General features: G+C 72.1%; 8 protein-coding genes. 2 read left to right on the top strand and 6 right to left on the bottom strand.

The features are described 5' to 3' along the window. Positions 1-128 precede the first annotated feature (128 nt). Positions 129-1,277, top strand: coding sequence for an acyl-CoA dehydrogenase family protein (locus OG767_RS21425; RefSeq protein ID WP_405090211.1), 1,149 nt, complete (start codon positions 129-131; stop codon positions 1,275-1,277). 13 nt (positions 1,278-1,290) lie between these two features. Here the strand turns inward: OG767_RS21425 and OG767_RS21420 are convergent, their stop codons facing one another. Beyond that, on the bottom strand, positions 1,291-2,613 hold the full coding sequence (locus OG767_RS21420) for an NAD(P)/FAD-dependent oxidoreductase (RefSeq protein ID WP_405090209.1): 1,323 nt from the start codon (positions 2,611-2,613) through the stop codon (positions 1,291-1,293). Between the two features lie 199 nt (positions 2,614-2,812). On the opposite strand from OG767_RS21420, the gene OG767_RS21415 reads away from it, so the two are divergent. Then, positions 2,813-4,564, top strand: coding sequence for an AMP-binding protein (locus tag OG767_RS21415; RefSeq protein ID WP_405090208.1), 1,752 nt, complete (start codon positions 2,813-2,815; stop codon positions 4,562-4,564). Between the two features lies 1 nt (position 4,565). Here OG767_RS21415 and OG767_RS21410 read toward each other — a convergent pair whose 3' ends face one another. Genes OG767_RS21410 through OG767_RS21390 form a run of 5 tightly spaced genes read right to left on the bottom strand, consistent with a single transcriptional unit; the run spans position 4,566 to position 20,084 of the window. Further along, complete coding sequence (locus OG767_RS21410) at positions 4,566-5,819, bottom strand: cytochrome P450 (protein ID WP_405090207.1); 1,254 nt, start codon at positions 5,817-5,819, stop codon at positions 4,566-4,568. A gap of 9 nt (positions 5,820-5,828) precedes the next feature. Further along, positions 5,829-7,589 carry an amino acid adenylation domain-containing protein gene (locus OG767_RS21405; RefSeq protein WP_405090206.1) on the bottom strand — a complete coding sequence of 587 codons (1,761 nt, stop codon included), beginning with the start codon at positions 7,587-7,589 and terminating at the stop codon, positions 5,829-5,831. Continuing rightward, the gene (locus OG767_RS21400; RefSeq protein ID WP_405090205.1) at positions 7,576-8,334 is read right to left on the bottom strand and encodes a thioesterase II family protein; all 759 of its coding nucleotides are present in this window, start codon (positions 8,332-8,334) and stop codon (positions 7,576-7,578) included. Before OG767_RS21400 ends, OG767_RS21405 begins: the two co-directional genes overlap by 14 nt. Before the next feature lie 15 nt (positions 8,335-8,349). Continuing rightward, on the bottom strand, positions 8,350-8,568 hold the full coding sequence (locus OG767_RS21395) for an MbtH family protein (protein WP_405090204.1): 219 nt from the start codon (positions 8,566-8,568) through the stop codon (positions 8,350-8,352). After that, a complete protein-coding gene (locus OG767_RS21390; protein WP_405090203.1) occupies positions 8,565-20,084 on the bottom strand; it encodes an amino acid adenylation domain-containing protein in 11,520 nt (3,839 codons plus the stop codon). Before OG767_RS21390 ends, OG767_RS21395 begins: the two co-directional genes overlap by 4 nt. Positions 20,085-20,357 lie beyond the last annotated feature (273 nt).

Below are 20,357 nucleotides of genomic sequence, written 5' to 3'. Positions count from 1 at the left end.
TCGGTTCGCTTCGATGTAAGGGTCTTAGTGATCGTTTTTATCCGCGAGGGAGGGGGGTGACCGCCGGCGCCGAAGGTGAACGATGTGAGTCGATGCGAGTGGCCGTCGGCAGTGGTTAAGGTGAGGTGGTGGACGACACCTACCGATCGCCGTGGCAGGTCGACGACGTCGCCGAGCTGGCCAGCCTGAGCCGCCGATTCTTCACCACCGAGGCCGCGCCGCGGCGTGCCGAGTGGGCGGCGCAGCGGCACGTCGACCGGGTCTTCTGGCGCCAGGCGGCAAAACTCGGCCTGCTGTGCGCCGGCGTGCCGGCCGAGTACGGCGGCGGTGGCGGCGACGCCCGCCACGATCTCGTCGTCATCGCCGAGCAGGTGCGCGCGGGGGAGTTCGGCTTCGGGAACGCGGTGCACAGCGGTGTCGTGGCCCGGTATCTGGTCAGCTACGGCACCGACGGGCAGAAGCGCCGGTGGTTGCCGCCGATGGCGAGCGGTGACGTGATCGCCGGGATCGCGCTGACCGAGCCGGAGGCGGGATCGGATCTGAAGGCGATCCGCACGCGCGCCGAGCGCGACGGCGACGGCTGGCGGGTGAGCGGCGCCAAGACGTTCGTCACCAACGGTGGATCGGCCGATCTGCTCGTCGTGGCGGCGAAGACCAACGCGTCCGCCGGGGCGCGGGGCATATCGCTGTTCCTGGTGCCGGTGGGAGATCAGCCCGGGGTGGTACGTGGCCGGGTGCTCGACAAGATCGGCCAGGAGTCGGCCGACACGTCGGACATCACCCTCGACGACGTGCGGCTGCCGGCGGAGGCGTTGCTGGGCCGGGAGAACGCCGGCTACGCGATGCTGCTCGACCAGTTGTCGTGGGAGCGCCTGCTGGTCGGGGTCATGGCCGCCGCCGTGACGGAGCGCGCGGTCGAGCTGACGGTGGCCTATGCCCATCAGCGCATGGTGTACGACGACGAGCTGTTCGCCCTGCAGCACGTGCGCATGGAACTGGCCGAGTGCGCGACGTTGGCGCAGGTCGGCCGGGTCTTCGTCGATCACTGCGTCGCCCGGCACCTGGACGGCACGCTCGACGCGCGCACCGCGTCGATGGCGAAGTTCTGGCTCTCCGACGTGCAGTGCCAGGTGCTCGACCGGTGCCTGCAACTGCACGGCGCCAACGGCTACACCCGCGACTACCCGATCGGCCAGCTCTACGTCGACGCCCGGGCGCAGCGCATCTACGGCGGAGCCAACGAGGTGATGAAGGAACTCATCGCCGGGACCCTGTGAACCTCGCGCGGCGCTACGCGTTGGCGGGTTCGCCGAGAGCGACGTGGTCGCGTTCGGCGGCTTCGAGTTCCGGATAGACCGGGCAGCCGTAGAGCGGCTCGTACGGCGCGAAGCTCCGGTACGCCTCGATCGTGCGCAGGTGTCGGGCCAGCGGGTTCTTCTGGCTCCAGAAGTCGCCGCCGAGCAGCCGCGCGATCCAGATCGGCGCCACCCGCGCGCCGGTGCTCTTGAGAAACCGGCCGAGCCGGAAGTCGTGCTCGTAGAACGCGTAGATCAGCCGGAAGTACGTGTCGTAACCGGTCTTGTAGAACCGCGAGTAGAGCTCGGTCGCCTCCGTCTCGTCCTGCGCGCCGTCGAGGATCGCCACCGTCGTCTCACCGGCCCGGATTCCCGAGGTGAGCGCCAGGTAGACCCCGGCGGAGAAGATCGGATCAACGAAACAGCCCGCGTCGCCGGCCATCAGGTAACCCGGACCGGCGACCTGGTCGGAGAAGTAGGTGAAGTCGCTCTCCACCCGCGTCTCGCTGTGCTCGGTGAGATCCGCGATCCGCTGATGCACCCGCGGTATCCGCCGCGTGAACTCGTCGAACACCCGATCGGCGCCCATCCGTTGCAGGATCTCGGGTCGGGTGACCGCGCCGACGCTGATCCGCTCGGGCCGGATCGGGATGGCCCACACCCAGCCGTCGGCGTGGCTGCCGATCTGGATGTCGCCCGACACGCCGGGATTGGTGGCCTCCCGCACCCCGTCGTAGTGGCGGAACGCGGCGACCATGCGCAGCCGGTCCGGGGTGCGACGGCTGCGCAGCACGCCGGTGCTGATCACGCCGGCCCGGCCGCTGGCATCGATGATGCGGCGCGCGGACAGGTGACGCGTCACGCCGTCCTGGGTGTAGGTCACGCCGGTGAGGCGCTCGCCCGCGCTCTCGAACCTGGTGACCCGTGCGCCGAAACGCACGTCGACGCCCGCCTTGGCGGCGTGCCGCAACAGCATGTCGTCGAAGGCGGACCGCTCGACCTGGTAGGTGGTCAGCTCGCGCCCCGCGCCCTGGTCGGTGAAATCCACCCGGGTGTAGCCGCCGTCGACGTCGCAGAACTCGGCCCCCGTCTTGACCGGGAAGTCGGTCGCGTCGACCTCCTCCCGGACGCCCAGGCGGTCGAGCAGCGCGGCGGTGTAGGTCAGCATCGACTCTCCGATGTGAAACCGGGGAAACTGCGCGCGCTCCAGCAGAACTGTCGAGTGCCCGCTCGCCGCGACGAGCCGCGCGGCCGAGGAGCCGGCCGGGCCGCCTCCGATCACGATGGCGTCGACTTCTTCCCGGATTGTCTCGGACACGATGTCCACTCCCCACATAGATCGACATCCGTCGCTACCCACTATTGCATCGACCGGGGTTCACGAAAAGGGTTTGCGTGCCGGTAGTCCGCGACTGTGATCGTCCGGGGTTTGCCGCTGCGGTCGTCTGCGTGAAACGATAACGATCGATCAGCTGACCGATTGTCGCGTGGCCGTGCACCGTGTCCGGAGGTTTACCGTGTCCGCATCCTCGTCGGCTTCCGCCAGCGATCTCTTCCGGGCCGCGCGTGACCTGCTGCAGAGACACCGCGACGACTACGCCGCCGCCACCGCCGCCTTCAGGTGGCCGAGGCTGCCGTCGTTCAACTGGGCGCTCGACTGGTTCGACCACCTGGCGGAGCGACCGGATCGCCGCGACCGACCGGCGTTGCAGCTGTGGGAGACCAGCACCGGCAGTCCGCGGTGCGAGACCACGCTGACGTACGCGCAGCTCTCCGCCCGCTCCAATCAGCTGGCCAACTGGCTCCTCGGGCACGGGGTGGCCCGCGGTGATGCCGTGCTGGTGATGCTCGACAACCGGGTGGCGCTGTGGGAGACCATCCTGGCCGTGATGAAGCTCGGCGCCGTGATCGTGCCGGCCAGCCCGATGACCGGCGTCGACGGGATCGCCGACCGGATGCTCCGGGGCGGTGTCCGGCATGTGATCGCGACGGTGGCGAGCGCGCCGGTGTTCGACGAGGCCGGGCGCGGCGACGTCACGTTCATCGCCAGCAGGGACGAGCCCGGTCAGCCGGTGCCCCCCGGGTGGCTCGACCTCGAGGACGCCGCCACGGCGGCCACGACGTTCACCCCGTCCGGTCCGACGCGTGCCCAGGACCCGCTGATGCTGTACTTCACCTCCGGCACCACCTCGCACGCCAAGCTGGTCAGTCACACCCACTCGTCACTGCCGGTCGGACAACTGTCGACGATGTACTGGATCGGGCTGCGGCGCGACGACCGGCACCTGGCGGTGGCGTCGCCGGGCTGGGCCAAACACGTGTGCAGCAACCTGTTCGCGCCGTGGTCGGCCGAGGCGTGCGTGGTGGCGCTGCGCGCCGGCAGGTTCGACGCGGACGTGACCCTCGAGACGCTACGCCGGGGCGAGGTCACCACGTTCTGCGCGCCGCCGACGGTGTGGCGGCAGCTCCTGCCGCGCACGACCGCCCGCACCCGGCTGCGGCTGGACGCCGCGACGTCGGCCGGTGAACCCCTCGACGCGGCGCTACTCGACGGCGTGCGTGCCGAATTCGGCGTCACGGTCCGCGACGGCTACGGCCAGACCGAGATTCCGGGCCTGATCGCGAACTCACCCGGCGTCACCGTACGGCCCGGGTCGATGGGCAGGCCGCTACCGGGGTTGCCGCTGGTGTTGCGGGACAGCCGCGGCGCGCTCGCCGACGAGGGCGAGATCTGCCTGGATCTCGCGTCGGACCCGATCGGCCTGATGGCGGGATACCTCGGCGACCCGGCCGCCACCGACCGGGTCATTCGGGACGGCTTCTACCACACCGGCGACATCGCGCGCCTCGACGGCGACGGGCACTTCGGGTACGTCGGCCGGGCGGACGACCTGTTCAAGTCGTCCGGTTACCGCATCTCACCCTTCGAACTGGAGCGGGCGCTGCGCGAGCACGACACCGTGACCGACGTCGTCGTGGTGCCGGCGGCCGACCCGGTCCGGTTCACGGTCCCGAAGGCGTTCGTCGAGCTGACACCCGGTACCCCACCGGACACCGACGCGGCCGGTGAGCTGTTCCGGTTCATCGCCACCCGGCTCTCGCCGTACCAGCGGGTGCGGCGGCTGGAGTTCGTGCAGCTTCCGCGCACCAGCACGGGCAAGGTGCAGCGCGGTGAGGTGCAGGCGTGGCAGCGGCAGGGCGGCGAGCGCGTCGAGTTCCGCGAGGACGAGTTCAGCGGCCTGCCGCGCTGGGGTGCCGCGACCCGCTGAGTCAGCTCGCCGCCGGTCGCTCGGCGCGGCGGGTCCGGATCGGGAGGTGGCTGATGCCCGCCACGAAGTTGGACTTCAGGTGGCGCACCGGCCCGGCCGGCTCGATGTCGTCGACCAGCGCCACGAACTCGGTGAGCAGCATCCGCAGTGCGATGCGGGCCAGCGAGGCGCCGACGCAGAAGTGCGGGCCGTACCCGAAGGCGAGATGACGTTCGGTCCGGTGGCCGATGTCGAAGCGGTACGGGTTGGCGAAGACCGTCTCGTCGCGGTTGGCCGAGCCGAGCCACACCGCGACCGCGGTGCCACGCCGGATCCGCTGATCCGCGATGGTCACATCCGTGCGGGCGTACCGCATGAAGTGGTTGGCCGGCGACGACCACCGGAGGCCCTCCTCGACCGCGGGCGCGATCAGACCGGGGTCGGCCTTGAGGCGCCGGAACTCGTCGGGGTGCTCGAGAAACGCGCAGATCAGTGCCGTGAGCACGTGCGGCGTCGTGACATTGGCGCCGAGCAGCAGGCTGTAGCAGTTGTAGACGATCGCGTCGTGCCGCAGCGGCCCGCCGTCCGGCCGCATCTGCGTCAGGAAGCCGATCAGGTCGTCGGACGGCTCGGCGAGGCGGCGGGTGACCTCGCTGGAGAAATAGTCGAAGAGCTCGTGGTGGACGCCGACGAGCGTGATGTGGCTGTCCCCCTCCTGGAACTCGGTGTCGTCGGGCGCGATCGCCATCGTCGTCGCGCGCGTCAACCGGGGCCAGTCGGCCTCCGGGATGCCCATCAACGCACCGGTGAACGACATCGGGAAACCGGCGGCCGCGACCGCCAGGTCCCACACGTCCCCGTCGCGGGCGGGCTCCAGAGCCTGGCGCACCGCGCGCGTCAGCAGGTGCCGGCGCTGGTTCAGCCGGTGCGGCGACAGCTCCCGGGCCAGCGGCTCGCGCATCGACGTGTGCCGCGGCGGATCGGTCGCGGCCATCATCTGGCCACCGGCCGGGTCACCGCGGCCCAGCGCGTTGAGCAACGTGCCCCGTTGCGACGTGAACTCGGTGTGGTCGGCCAGCACCCGGCAGGCGTCGGCGTGACGTGTCACCGACCAGAACTCGCGGCCGTCCGCCAGCCGCTGGTGGTGCGCGGGCGCATGCCGGCGCAGCGCGTGCCAGATCGGGTGCGGGTCACCCGTGGCATACAGCTCGGGGTCGAACAGGTCGACCCGGCTCAGGTCGACCTCGGCGTCCGCGGTGGGCACGGTTATCCGCATTCCAGTTCCTCAGCTCCCGGTGCCGAGATGCGCGTCGACGATCCGGGCCAGCTCCGCCACCGTCGAGTTCTCGTAGAACGTCCTGGCCGGCAGAGAGAGGCCGAAGTTCGCCTCGAGTTCGCCGGTGATCCGCATGCCCGCCAGTGAGTAGCCGCCGAGCTCGAAGAAGTCGTCGTGCACGCCGACGGTGAGCAGGCCCAGCACATCGGCCCAGACCGCGGCGACGGCCTGCTCCGTCGGGGTGCCCGGCGGTTGGAACTCGGCGTTGACCTCGGGCCGGTCCCGGCTGGCCCAGGCAGCCAGGGCCGCTCGGTCCACCTTGCTGTGGGGCGTCAGCGGCAGGTCCTCCACGACGGTGATCGCGGCCGGCACCGCGTATCGGGGCAGCGACGCGGCCAGGTGGCGGCGGATCGACAGCGTCGACAGCGGAGGCTCCGCGGGATCACCCGCCACGAAGGCGACCAGGCGCTGACCGCCGTCCGGGGCGCCCTGTGCCACCACGGCCGCGGACCGCACCGGCGGACAGCGGCGCAGCGCCGCCTCCACCTCGCCCGGTTCGACGCGGTAGCCGCTGATCTTCACCTGGTCGTCCACGCGGCCGAGGAAGTCCACCGCTCCGTCCGGGCGGCGGCGCGCCAGGTCGCCGGTGCGGTACATGCGGGCGCCCGCCACGAACGGGTTGGCCACGAAACGCTCCGCGGTGCGGGCCGGCTGCGCGTGGTAGCCACGCGCCAGCCCGGCTCCGTCGACGTACAGCTCACCGGTCTCGCCGTCGGGCACCGGGCGCAGCCTGGCGTCGAGGATGTGCCCGCCGCTGCCCGGCACCGGCCGGCCGATGGGAACCGCCGGCCCGTCGACCGGCGTGCGCACCGGGTGGCACAGGCTGAACGTGGTGTTCTCCGTCGGCCCGTAACCGTTCACCACGCGCAACCCCGGTACGGCCGCCAGCACGCGGTTGACCGCCGCCGGGTCGATCACGTCACCGCCGACGAGGAGCGTGCGAACCCCGCCGAATGCGTCGAGCGGCCCGGCGGCCATGTGGTGGAACAGACCCGCGGTCAACCACAGTACGGTGACCCGCTCGTGGGCGATGACGTCGAGCAGGTCACGCGGCTCGACGGCGTCATGTGGCCGCACGGCCACCCGCGCGCCGTGGCACAGCGGCGTCCACAGCTCGAACGTGGACGCGTCGAACGCGACGGGCGCCGCGTGCAGCACCGTGTCCGCCGCGGTCACCTCGACGTAGTCCGGTGCGGCGACGAGCCTGGTGACGGCGCGATGGGGTATCCGGACGCCCTTGGGACGGCCGGTCGAACCGGAGGTGTACGCGACGTAGGCGGTGCTGTCCGGATGCGGCCGTCGGGGCGTGGGGGCATCGGGGCCGTCACCGTCGACCGGGACGGCGGTACGGCCGTCCGCCGCGCTGTCGTCGCCGGCGGTGACCACGATCCGCACGCCGGCGTCGTCGAGCAGCGCACGCCGGTAGTCCGGTGGCTGCGACGGGTTGACGCCGAGGTAGGCGGCGCCGGCCCTGAGGATGCCGAGCAGCGCGACCGGAAGCCACACCGACGCCGGCACGCCGACCCCCACCGGGGTGTCCGGCCGGACGCCTGCCGCGATCAGGCGATGGCCGAGGCGGTTCGCGGCGGCGTCGAGGTCCCGATAGGTCAGCCGCTCGTCGCGCCAGCTCACCGCGACCGCGTCCGGGCGGGTGGCGACCTGCTCGGCGATCATGTCGAGGACGGTGCCGGCGGACTCAGGTGTCGGCATCGCTGGCCGTCCTTTCGAGGTCGCGCATGATCTCGCCGCGCAGTGCCGGCGGTGCGGTCAGGAACGCGTGATGGTTGCCACGCAGCGTCACGAAACGCACATCCCTGGAGTAGGCGCGCCAGCCGACCATCTGCTCGGGCCGGATCTCCCGGTCGTCGGTCCAGCCGATCACGGTGATGGCCGTCGCCAGCCGGACCGGTTCCGGGAAGACGTACCGGCGGTTGGCCGCCAGGTCGGCTCGCAGCACGCCCAGCCCGACCTCGATGGCGTCGGGCTGCGGCCGGCCGCCCATCGCCCGGATCAACCCGGCCAGTTCGACGCCCAGGGCTTCGTCGTCCATCTCGAGGAACCGACCGTACGGGCCGTCGTGGGGGGCCACCTCCGACGACACGAAAAGCCGGTCCGGTACCGGAAGTCCGAGCCGCTGCAGATGCAGCGCGGTGGCGAACCCCGCCAACGCCGAACTGCAGTGCCCGAAGAACGCGAACGGCCGGTCCAGCAGCGGCCGGATGTCGTCCACCAGGGCGGCGGCGTAGTCCTCGTACCGGCCGTAGTGCGGCTCGCGGAACCGGTTCTCGCGCCCCGGCGGCTGCACCAGGCACACCTCGGCCGGGCCGAGCCGGGCCGGCCAGCGCGCGTACATGGACGCGCCGACTCCGGAGTACGGCAGCAGGAACAGGCGGTACGTGCTGTCGGCCGTGGGCTTGCGCAGCAGCCATGGTCGGCGGGTGGCCGTGACGTCCATGCGGGCGGGCTCCGGTCAGGTGTCGGTCTCGGCCATCGCCTCGACCAGGCTGCGTGGCCGCATGTCGGTCCAGTGCTCCTCGACGTAGCTCAGGCAGGCCTCGCGGGTGTCCTCACCGTGCACCACCCGCCACCCGGCGGGCACGTCGGCGAACGTCGGCCACAGTGAGTGCTGGTCCTCGTCGTTGACGAGCACGACGAAGCGGCCGTCGGGATCTTCGAAGGGGTTGGTCATTCTCGGCTCCTTGACGTGGTGTGCGGATCGGTGGTGAGCGCCCGGGCCAGCGCCGGCCCGAATGCGGCGACCGCGTCCGGTTCGAGCAGCCGTGGATGGGTGGAGGCGACCTCGACCGTGCGGACCGCCCCGTTGACGTAGGGCTGCCAGCTTGTCGGTTCGGGCCAGTCGTCCACCGGGTTGGCGGTCGTGACGACCAGCAACACGTCGCCGTCGAACCGTTGCGGTCGGTAGTCGAACTGGAGGCGGATGTTGTTCTCGAACGTGCCGAGCACCGCCTCGATACCGGCCTCGTCCACCCCGGACAACGCACCACCGGAGGCATGGAGCCGGCGTACCGTGGCGGCCACCGTGATCTCCTCGAGGTCACCGGGATCGGCGCCGACGAACATGAGGAAGCCGGCCAGGATCTCCTCGCGGGACGGCATGGCCGGTGGCGTCGAGAACGCGCTCTGCGGGTAGGTGTCGAGGATCGCCAGCAGCTCGACGGTGTCGCCGGCCGCCTGCAGGGTGGTTGCGAGCGCGTGCGCGGCGATGCCACCGAACGACCAGCCGAGCAGGTGGTACGGGCCTTCGGGCTGCACCGCGCGGATCTCGGCCAGCCACCTGTCGACAAGCGCCGGCATGTCGGCCGGAGCCGGGTCGCCGTGCAGACCTGGTGACTGCAGCGCGTACAGCGGCCGGTCCGGTTCGACGAACCGGGCGAGTCTGGCGTACGACCAGCCGACACCGGCGCCCGGCGGCAGGCAGTACAGCGGTGGGAGCGTGCCGCTGGGCCGCAGCGGCAGCAGTGTCGCGAACGGATCGAGGTGACCGTCGCCGTCGTCGAGCCGCCGGGCCAGGTCGGCCACGGTCGGCGTCTCGAACAGGTGCAGCAGGCTGAGCCGCGTGCCGAGCGTCTCCTCGATCCGTCGCAGCAGCGTCGGGGCCAGCAACGAGTGCCCGCCCGCGGCGAAGAAGTCGTCGTTCGGGCCGATGTGCGGCCGGTCGAGCACTTCGGCGAACAGCGCGCACAGCAGTTCCTCGCGGGGGGTGCCGGCGGCACCCCCGACCCCGGTCACGGGCGCCGGCGCGGGCTCGTCGGCGGGCACGACAGTGATGTCGGCGGGCACCAGGTGGGCGGGCAGCCGGGTCCGCAGTCGATCGCCCAGCGCCGCCACGTCCAGAGTCGCGCCCGGATCGGCCACCAGATAGGCCGACAGCCCCTGCGTGGCTCTGCCGTCGCCGTGCAGGGCGAGATCCACGTCGCGGACACCGGCCTCGCCGCGCAACGCGGCGCGCACCTGACCGAGATCCAGGGGTGTGACGGCCTCGGCCGCCACCACCCGGGCCCCGTCGCACCGCGACAGGGACCGCTCCGGATCCGCCAGGGCGGCGGTCAGCAGTTGGCGCCAGCGGCCGACCAGGGCCTCGACGGTGGCGCGGTCGAACATGTCGGTGCGGAACTCGGCGATGCCGTCCATCCCGAGCAGCGTGCCGTCGGCCGCCTTGCGTTCGATGAGCTGGAAGGACAGGTCGAACTTGGCGCTGGCCGTCGGGACCGGCTCCGCGCCCACCGTGACACCGGGCAGACCGAAGCCGGTGAACGGCACGTTCTGCAACGCGAGCAGAACCTGGAACAGCGGCTGGTGGGCCAGGGACCGGGTCGGGTTGAGGGCTTCCACCAGGTGTTCGAACGGCACGTCCTGGTGACCGTACGCGGCGAGCGCCGTCGACCGGGCCCGCTCGACGAGGCCGGTGAAGCTCGGATCGTCGCTGGTGTCCACGCGCAGGACGAGTGTGTTGACGAAGAACCCCACCAGGTCGTCGAGAGCTTCGTCGAGGCGCCCGGCGACCGGTGTGCCGATGGGGATGTCGTCCCCGGCGCCGAGCCGGGAGAGCAGCCCGGCAAGGCTGGCCAGCAGCACCATGAACGTCGTGGCGTCGACGCTGCGGGCGGTGGCCACGAGCGCGCCGTGCAGGTCGGCGTCGAAGGTGAAGGTGACGACCCCACCGCGATAGGACGCGACCGGTGGCCGTGCCCGGTCGGCCGGCAGCACGAGTTGTTCAGGCAGGCCACGCAGGGTTTCCCGCCAGAAGGCCACCTGGTCCGCGTAGAGGCTGTGGGGGTCGTCCTCGGCCCCGAGCAGTTCCCGCTGCCACAGTGTGTAGTCGATGTACTGGACCGGCAGTGGCGACCAGGCCGGTGGCCGCCCGTCGCTGCGGGCGGTGTAGGCGGTGAGCAGGTCGCGGGTCAGCGGCGCCATGGACCAGCCGTCGCCCGCGATGTGGTGTATCAGCACCAACAGGACCGACGTCTGGGCGTCGATGGTGAACAGCCACGCCCGTACCGGCAGCTCGGCGGCCAGGTCGAAGCGGTAGGCGGCGGCCACGGCCAGCGCCTCCGCCAGGCCGGCCTCGTCGGCGGGTGTCACGGTCATCGGCACGGCGAGGCCGTCGACCGGCTGGACCTGCTGCGCCGGGTGGCCGGCGGTCTCCGGGAAGGTGGTGCGCAGCGACTCGTGCCGGCCGACCACGTCGGTCAGCGCGGCCCGTAGCGCCGGCACGTCGAGTTCGCCGCGCAGCCGCAGCCCGATGGGCACGTTGTAGGCGGCGTCGGCCACGCCGAGACGTTCCACGAACCACAGCCGCCGCTGCGCGTACGACAGCGGCACGACGGCGGGGCGGGGCATCGGCCGGACCGCGGGCCGGGTGGTGGCGACCGCGTCGGTGAGGTGCTCGGCGAGCATGGCCGGGGTCGGGGCCACGAAGATCTGTCCCACCGGTATCTCGACGCCGAGCACGGCCCGGATGCGCGCGGCCAACCGGGTGGCCAGCAACGAGTGCCCACCCAGGGTGAAGAAGTTCTCCTCCGCGCCGACGGCGGGGTGGCCCAGCACCTCGGCGAACAGGTCGCACAGGATCTCCTCCTGCGGCGTGCCGGGCGCGCGGGTGACACGTGACGGGGTGGCGGCGGGGGCCGGAAGGGCGGCCCGATCCACCGTCCCGTACGGCGTCCGCGGGAGATCGTCGAGGACGACGGTGGCCGACGGCAGCAGGTGGGCGGGCACGTGCCGGCGTAGTGCGGCGGCGTCGACGTGATGTCCGGCGTGCCCGGCGACGTAGGCGACGAACCGTGGCGGCGTCTCCTCGCCGGAGCGGACGACGACGCCGCGCCGGACCGCCGGGTAGTCCGCGACGGCCGCCTCGACACGGCAGGGGAGCAGACCCGGTTCGAGGCCGTCGACCTGTTCGGCCGGGCCGTAGAGGTCGAGCTGCCCGTCCGGGCGCAACCGGCCACGGTCACCGGTCGCGACCAGGCCGGTGCCGTCGTGCACGTGGATGTCGCCGGCGACGCCCGGCGGCACGGGCCGCCGCCAGGCGTCGAGCAGGTAAAGGCGTTCACCGGCAGCGGGTCGCCCGATCGGCAGCGGATCGATCGCGGCGGTGCCCGCGGCGGGTTCGAGCGGGTCGCTGATCGTGAGCCAGGGGTGGGCGGCGGTGCCGTACACGTTGACGAACCGCCGGCCGGCGGCCCAGTCCGTCACCATCGCGGGCGGGCAGTTCTCCCCGGTGACGGCGATGCCGCCGAGGCCGGCGGGCGCCGCGTCCGGGTCGAGGTCGCTGAGGCGGGTCGGGGTGGTGATGAGGTGACTGACGCGTCCGGTGTGCAGCCAGCCGTCGAGATCGGCCGAGTCGGTCGGCACGGGTAACAGCGACGCACCGGTTTCGGCGGCCAACAGCGCCAGCGCTCGCGCCACGGCGGGCCCGGCGGTCGCCTCGTGCGCGACGCGGGCGTCGGGGCCGATGCCCAGTGCGGTGGCCAGCGCCCGCGCCCGCGCCGCGAGCACGTCGTCCACCTCGACGGTTCGAGCGGCGTCCGGGTCGGGCGCCGTGGCGTGTTCGGCGGGCGTCAGCAGATCTACCGCGCCCAGCCGGATGCCGGGGTCGGCGACGGCGGCGGCGAGAAGGCGGCGGTAGCGGTCGGCGAGAGCCTCGACGGTGGCCCGGTCGAACAGGTCCGTGTTGAACTCCACCATGCCCGAGATGCCGGCCGGCGCGCCGGTCTCGTCGCGTTCCTCCGCGACGTTGACGAACAGGTCGAACCGGGAGGCGCCGACGCGGGGCCCGTGCGCGCCGGCCGCGAGATCAGCCGACCTGAACTGCCCGCCCGGTGCGTTCTGCAGGGCGAACATGACCTGGAACAACGGCTGGTGCGCCAGGGACCGGGTCGGGTTGAGCACCTCGACGAGATGCTCGAACGGCACGTCCTGATGGCTGTACGCGGCCAGCGCGGTCGACCGGGCACGCGCGAGGAGGTCGGCGAAGGTCGGATCACTGCTGGTGTCCATGCGCAGGACCAGAGTGTTGACGAAGAACCCGACCAGTTCGTCCAGCGCCTCGTCCAACCGCCCGGCCACCGGGGTGCCGATGGGCACGTCGCAGCCCCCGCCCAGCCGCGACAGCAGCCCGGCCAGTCCCGCCAGCAGCGCCATGAACATGGTGGCGCCGTGACCACGGGCGGTGGCGACGAGCGCGGCGTGCAGGTCGGCGTCGAGCGTGAAGGCGACCACGTCACCGTGGTACGCGGCGACCGGTGGCCGCGGTCGGTCGGCCGGCAGCACGAGCTGTTCCGGTAGGCCCCGGAGCGCGTCCTGCCAGTAGCTCACCTGCTGCGTGTAGACGCTGTCGGGATCGCCCTCGGCGCCCAGCAGCTCGTGCTGCCACATCGTGTAGTCGGCGTACTGCACGGGCAGCGGTGTCCAGGCCGGCGGTTGCCCGAGGCCGCGGGCGGAGTAGGCCGTGCGCAGGTCGCGGGTCAGGGGCGCCATGGACCAGCCGTCACCCGCGATGTGGTGCATCAGGATCAGCAGTACCGAGGAGTGCTCGTCGACGGTGAACAGCCACGCCCGCACGGGTGGCTCGGCCGCCAGGTCGAACCGGTGACCGGCGGCCTCGACGAGCGCGGCCGCCAGGTCGGCGGCGGGCACCCCGACGGTCTCGACGTGGGCCACCACCTCGCCGATCGGGAGCACCCGCTGCGACGGTACGCCGTCGGTGTCCGTGATGACGGTACGAAGCGACTCGTGGCGTTCGAGCACGTCTCGGTAGGCGGCCCGCAGGGCGGCCTCGTCCACCGCCCCGTCGAGGCGGATCGGCACCGGCACGTTGTAGGTGGGACTGGGACCTTCGAGGCGGTGCAGGAACCACAACCGGCGCTGCGCGAAGGACAGCGGCACCACGTCCGGCCGGGCGATCGGCGTCAGGGCCGGGCGCAGCGAGCGGTGCGGGTCCAGCGCCGTCGCCAGTCCGGCCACCGTGGGCGCGTCGAAGAGCTTGCGCACCTCCAGTTCGACTCCCAGCGTGGAGCGCACGCGACTGACCAACCGGGTCGCCAGAAGCGAATGGCCGCCCAGATCGAAGAAGCTGTCGTGAACTCCCACCGCCGAGACGCCCAGCACCTCCGCGAACAGGCCGCACAGCACTTCCTCCTGCGGTGTGCGGGCCGCCACCGCGCTGGTGGCACCGGACTCGGGCACCGGCAACGCCGAGCGGTCGAGCTTGCCGTTCGGGGTTGTCGGCAAGGATTCCAGCAGCATCACGACCGGCACCATGAACTCCGGCAACCGGTCCCTGATCCAGTCACGCAGGCGGGACTCGACGAGCCCGGCGTGGGGCGCGGGCACGACGTAGGCGACGATCTGGGTGACGCCCGGCCGGTCGTGTGCGACGACGGCGACCTGGTTGACGTCGGGGTGCTCGGTGACGACGGCCTCGACCTCGGACAGCTCCACGCGATGACCGCGGATCTTCACCTGGTGGTCGATGCGGCCCAGGTACTCCAGCGTGCCGTCGCGCCGCCACCGCACCAGGTCCCCGGTGCGGTACATGCGGCCACCGGCCGCGCCGAACGGGTCGGCGACGAAGCGTTCGGCGGTCAGCCCGCGGCGTCGCAGGTACCCGCGAGCGGCGCCACGACCGGCGATGTACAGCTCACCTGTGGTCCCCGGCGGCACCGGGTTCAGCCACGGGTCCAGCACATGCACCTGCTGGTTCGTGATGGGCCGGCCGATCGGGGCCGCCGGTGGCCAGTCGTCCACACCCGGCGGCAGTTCGCACGCGGTGACGACGTGCGCCTCGATCGGGCCGTAGTGGTTGTGCAGGCGGCGTTGCGGACCACGGCGCATGAAGTCACGGATCTGCCTGCTGAGCAGCAGCGCCTCCCCGGACTGCGACACCTCGTGCAGCGCCGGCAGAGCCGTGTCGTGCTCGTTCGCCGCCTCGCAGACCGCCTCGATGACCAGCGTCGGGCTGTAGAACTCCCGGATGCGGTGGTGCGCCAGCCATTCGGCCAGCGCACCCGCGTCCCGGCGGACGGTCTCAGCCGGCAACACGAGCGTCTTGCCGGTGGTGAGCGCCGAGAAGACCTCCTGCGTGGCCACGTCGAACGTGACGGTGGTGAACTGGGCCACCCGGGCGTCGGGGTCGGCGCCGATGTGCGCGTCGTGCCAGCGCAGCATGTTGGCGATGACGGTCGTCGGCATGACGACGCCCTTGGGTCGGCCGGTGGTGCCGGAGGTGTAGAGCACGAAGACCGGGTTGAGTGGATGCGGCCGGCCGGTGCGCTCGGCGTCGGCCAGGTCGCCCGCGGGGACGGTGCGCAGCCGGTCGCGTACCTCGTCGGCGTCCACCACGATCACCGGCGCGACGTCGTGGTCCACGCCGCCCGCCAGCGCGGTGACGGTGAGCACGGCGGCGACCTGCCCGTCGTCGAACATGAAGTCGACGCGTTCGGCCGGGAAGCCGGGGTCCGCCGGCAGGTAGGCCGCGCCGGTCTTGTTCACCGCGAGCAGTGCCACGATCAGGTCGACCGACCGCGGCATCAACAGCCCGACGAGGCGTTCCGGGCCGGCGCCGTGTGCGACGAGCAGGCGGGCCAGCCGGTTGGCGCGCGCGTTGAGGTCGGCGTAGGTCACCCGCTCGCCGCCGGACTCGACCGCGATCCGCTCGGGCGCCTGCGTCACCTGCGCCTCCACCCGCTGGTACAGCAACTCGGCGGGCACCGGCCGTACCGTGTCGTTCCACGTGGCGAGATCCGCCCGCTCGGTCGGATCGAGGAGGTCGAGCGCGCCGAGCCGACGGTCGGGATCGGCGACCGCCGCGGCCAGCAACCGGATCCAACGCCGCGCGAGGACGCCCACCGTGGCCCGGTCGAACAGGTCGCTGCGGTACTCGATGATGCCGTCCATGCCGGTCGGCCGCCCGGTGGCGTCGTGGCGCTCGACCACGTTCCAGAACAGCTCGAAGCGGGACGTCGCGGTGCCGACGGGCTGGAACGTGACGTGCGCGCCGGGCAGCTCGAAGCCGGCCTCGGGCGCGTTCTGCAGGGCGAGCATGACCTGGAACAGCGGGTGGTGGGCCAGCGACCGGACCGGGTTGATCACCTCGACCAGACGCTCGAACGGCACGTCCTGATGGGCGTACGCGGCCAGCGCCGTGCCGCGGACGCGCTCGAGCAGGTCCGCGAACGACGGGTCCCCGCTCAGGTCGACCCGCATGACGAGCGTGTTGACGAAGAAGCCGACCAGGTCGTCGAGCGCCTCGTCGAGCCGCCCGGCGACGGGGGTGCCGATCGGCACGTCCCGGCCCGCGCCCAGCCGCGAGAGCAGCCCGGCCAGGCCGGCCACCAGCACCATGAACACGGTCGCGCCGGACGACCGGGCCACCTCGACGATCCGCTCGTGCAGCCGCGCGTCGACACTGAAGTCGAGCAGGTCGCCCTCGTAGGACGAGAGCGCCGAGACGGGCCGGTCGGTGGGCAGCGCGATGCGGTCGGGCAGGCCGGACAGCGCCCGCTGCCAGTAGTCGGTCTGCTGGGCGGCCAGGCTCTCCGGGTCGTGCTCGGCACCGAGCAGCTCCTGCTGCCAGAGCGTGTAGTCGGCGTACTGCACCGGTAGCGGCCACCAGCCGGGCGCACGCCCCTGCGTCCGGCTGGCGTACGCGGTGAACAGGTCGCGGGCCAGCGGCGCCATCGACCAGCCGTCGGCGGCGATGTGGTGCACGTTGAGGAGCAGCACGTGGTCATCGGGCGCGAGCACCAGCAGGTCGGCCCGCACGGGTGGCTCCGATGCGAGGTGGAACGAGTAGCGGGCTGCCCGCTGCAACACCGCTTCCATCGTCTCCGACGTCACCGGCGTGACGGTGAGGTCCACACCGGCATGGTCCGGCGGCCGGACCAACTGGGACGGCGTGCCGTCGACCTCCGGGTAGAGCGTGCGCAGGCTCTCGTGGCGGGCGACCACGTCGGTCAACGCGGCCCGCAGCGCGGCGCGGTCGAACGTGCCGGTGATCCGCAACGGCAAGAGGATGTTGTAGGTGGGGCTGGGGCCTTCGAGGCGGTGCAGGAACCACAGCCGGCGTTGCGCGAACGACAGCGGCACCACGCGTGGCCGTGCCCGCGGTGTGAGGGCCGGGCGCAACAGCCGGCTGGCGTCCAGCCGCGACGCCAACCCCGCTACCGTCGGCGTCTCGAACAGCGTCCGCACCTCCAGCTCCACCCCGAGGGTGGACCGCACCCGGCTGACCAGGCGGGTCGCCAGCAGTGAGTGCCCGCCAAGGTCGAAGAAGTTGTCCCGGGTGCCCACCGAGGACAACCCGAGCACTTCCGCGAACAGGCCGCACAACACCTCCTCCTGCGGTGTGCGCGCCTCGGCGCCGCCGGTGACACCGAATTCGGGTGCCGGTAGCGCCGCCCGGTCGAGCTTGCCGTTCGGGGTCAGCGGCAACGACTCCACCACCATCACGACCGGCACCATGAATTCCGGCAACCGATGGCGGAGATGCTGGCGCAGCGCGCCGACGAGCAGGCGGCCGGGATCACCCCCGAGCGGGCGGTTGGTGAACGCGGCCGCCGCGTGCCGGCCACCGGGCGTGGCCGGCGCGACGGCCACCGCCAGGCCGGTGCCGGGCGGACTGTCTGCCGTCGTGCCGGCGGCGATGTCGAGGTCGAACCGGTCGACCTCCTCCGCCGACCATCGGGCGGCCGCCACGCGCCCGGCCCGGTGCACGGCGTCGAGCGCGTCCTGCGGGTCCACGCCGCCCGCGTCGTACGCGGCGGCGACGGCGTCGACCCAGACCCGTCCGGCGTCCACGACACGCGCCACGGCGGCGTCGGCGGCGACGCGCGCGTTGGGGACACCCGTGACGCGTACCGCTTCGCTGACGCCGGCCAGCCGCTGCGCCACGGCCGCCACCGACGAGACGTCGACGTCCCAGCGCCAGGTGATCTCGGCCGGCGCCGCCGGATCCGGCCCACCGGCGCGGTAGAGCACGGCGTCATAGCGGTAGCGGTTCAGCTCGGTGTCGTGGCGTCCCCGCTTGAGCCGCACGTCGACCGCGCCCAGCAGGGGGAACGCGGCTGCGGCGTCGGTGAACATCCGTGGGTCGACAAGCAGTTCCCGCTCGAGGTCGATATCGTGGTCGAGCCGCTGCCGGACCTGGTCGACGTCGGCGAACGCCGGGGTGTCGACCAGCCGGACACCGGCGTGGAAGCAGCGCACCAGCGCGAGGTTGCGCAGATCGCCCAGGAACACCGCACCGCCCGGCCGGACCGACCGGAGCGCGATGTTGACCACGTCGACCAGGTAGTCGGCGCTCGGGAAGTACTGGACGACGGAGTTCACCACCACGGCGTCGAAGTGGGCCTCCGGCAGGCCGGTCGGATCGTCGGCGGCCTGCTCGCGCACCCGCACCCGGCCCGCCAGCGTCGGATCGGCGGCCGTCCGTGTCCGCAACGCGGTGACGGCCGGACCCGAGAAGTCGGTCGCCACGTACTCCTCGGTGTGCGGCGCCAGCGGCCCCAGCAGCAGGCCGCTGCCGACTCCGATCTCGAGCACGCGGCGGGGTCGCAGCGCACGGATCCGCGTGACGGTCTCGTCGCGCCACTCCCGCATCGCGTCCAGCGGGATCGGCGCGTCGTCGTAACTGCTGTTCCAGCCGCTGAAGTCGTCGTCGAACGGCGCCGGCGCGGTGGACAGACCGGAGTAGAGATCGTCGTAGACGTCGCGCCACTCGCCGACCAGTTCAGCCGCGACCTCCTGGATGCTGGCGGCGTCGGTGGCCGGCACCACGTACCCGACGAGGCGCTGGTCGCCGGGTTGGACCTCGTGCACGGTCACCGCGGCCTGTGCGACGCCGGGGTGGGCGGCCAGCACCGCCTCGACCTCGCCGAGCTCGATGCGGAAGCCGCGTACCTTCACCTGGCCGTCGGCGCGGCCGACGAAATCGAGCACGCCGTCGGGCCGCCATCGGACGATGTCGCCGGTGCGATACATCCGGCCGCCGCCCGGATGGTACGGATCGGCCACGAACCGCTCCGCCGTGAACGCCGGTCTGTTCAGGTAACCGAGCGCCACCCCGGCGCCGGCGATGTAGAGCTCGCCGTCGACCCCCGGTGGCACCGGGCGCAGCGCCGGGTCGAGCACGTAGACGCGGGCGCCGTTGACCGGCCGCCCGATCGGCGGCAAGCCCATCTCCGGCTCGACGAAGCAGGTGGTCGCGTGCACCGTCGTCTCGGTCGGGCCGTAGATGTTGAGGATGCGGCAGTCCGGCCGGGTCTCGTGGAGGTCCCGGACGGTCTGGGCGGGCAGCACCTCGCCCCCGAGAACGACGGTGTGCAGGGCCAGTGACGCCCACAGCTCGGCGGCCACGGTGCGGGTGGCCAACAGCTCGGCGAAGGCCGACGGCGTCTGGCTGAGCACGGTCACGCCCTCGGCGGCGAGCAGTCGTAGGAAGTCCAGCGGGGAGCGGGTGTCCGAGCGGCTGGCGATCACCAGCCGGCCGCCGTGCAACAGCGGTCCCCACATCTCCCACACGGAGAAGTCGAACGAGTACGACTGGAACAGCGTCCACACCTGGTCGTCACCGAGACCGGGCCACGGTGCGTCGGTGGCGAACAGCCGGATGACGTTGCGGTGCGCGACGGCGACGCCCTTGGGGCGGCCGGTCGACCCGGAGGTGTAGATGACGTAGGCGGTGTGCCCGGGGGTGAGGCTGCCGCCGATCTCGTCGACGCTCAGCGCGTCGGCGGGAAGCTCGGCCAGACGTGCCACCGTCTCCGGGTGGTCGAGCTCGATGACCGTCGCGGTGGCGGGCAGGCCCACACCGCTCGCCCCGGTTGTCACCACACACGCCGGCCGCGCGTCGGAGACGAAGAACGTCAGGCGATCCGGTGGGTAGTCCGGGTCGAGCGGGAGATACGCGGCGCCGGTCTTGAGCACCGCGATGACGGCGACGACCAGGTCCGCCGAGCGCGGCAGCGCCAGGGCGACGATGCGGCCGGGCGCCGCGCCGTGTTCGACAAGCAGGCGGGCGAGCCGGTTGGCGCGCTCGTCGAGCCGGCCGTAGGTCAGGCGGTCGTGGCCAGCCGCCACGGCTTCCGCGCCGGGCGTACGGATCACCTGTGCCTCGAACATCTGCGGCAACGTCGCGCTGGTCCGCCCCGAGTGCTGGGCGCGCTCCGTCGCGGTGTCCGTCATAGCGCTCCTCAAGCTCGCCGATCGCGTCGGCAGCGATGCCGCTCGAATCCCCCTGCGATGGTCGAAAATTGTCCCGGCGAGCAGCCTCCTGGAATGCCTCGAAGCTAGAGCGCGCATCGATGACAGTCAAGGCTTGACCTCGTCCGGGGCCTCTGGTAGCGATATAGAAGTCAATAAATGCTTTGATCATCATCGACTGTTCGCGAAACGATCAGTGCACCTCGGCGCTTGACATCGCCACGCACCGGGCCGGGGCGGTCATGCAGGGGGAGG

Origin of the sequence: Micromonospora sp. NBC_01392 (assembly GCF_045040125.1) — a bacterium.
Lineage (GTDB): Bacteria > Actinomycetota > Actinomycetes > Mycobacteriales > Micromonosporaceae > Micromonospora.
The sequence above is the reverse complement of the archived record's forward strand: the minus strand, read 5'-3'. Positions and strand labels throughout refer to the sequence as shown.

Bases quoted from the DNA above. Each gene is read 5' to 3' on its own strand.
- OG767_RS21400 (WP_405090205.1), bottom strand. From the start codon at position 8,334: ATGGACGTCACGGCCACCCGCCGACCATGGCTGCTGCGCAAGCCCACG.
- OG767_RS21390 (WP_405090203.1), bottom strand. From the start codon at position 20,084: ATGACGGACACCGCGACGGAGCGCGCCCAGCACTCGGGGCGGACCAGC.
- OG767_RS21405 (WP_405090206.1), bottom strand. From the start codon at position 7,589: ATGCCGACACCTGAGTCCGCCGGCACCGTCCTCGACATGATCGCCGAG.
- OG767_RS21395 (WP_405090204.1), bottom strand. From the start codon at position 8,568: ATGACCAACCCCTTCGAAGATCCCGACGGCCGCTTCGTCGTGCTCGTC.
- OG767_RS21410 (WP_405090207.1), bottom strand. From the start codon at position 5,819: ATGCGGATAACCGTGCCCACCGCGGACGCCGAGGTCGACCTGAGCCGG.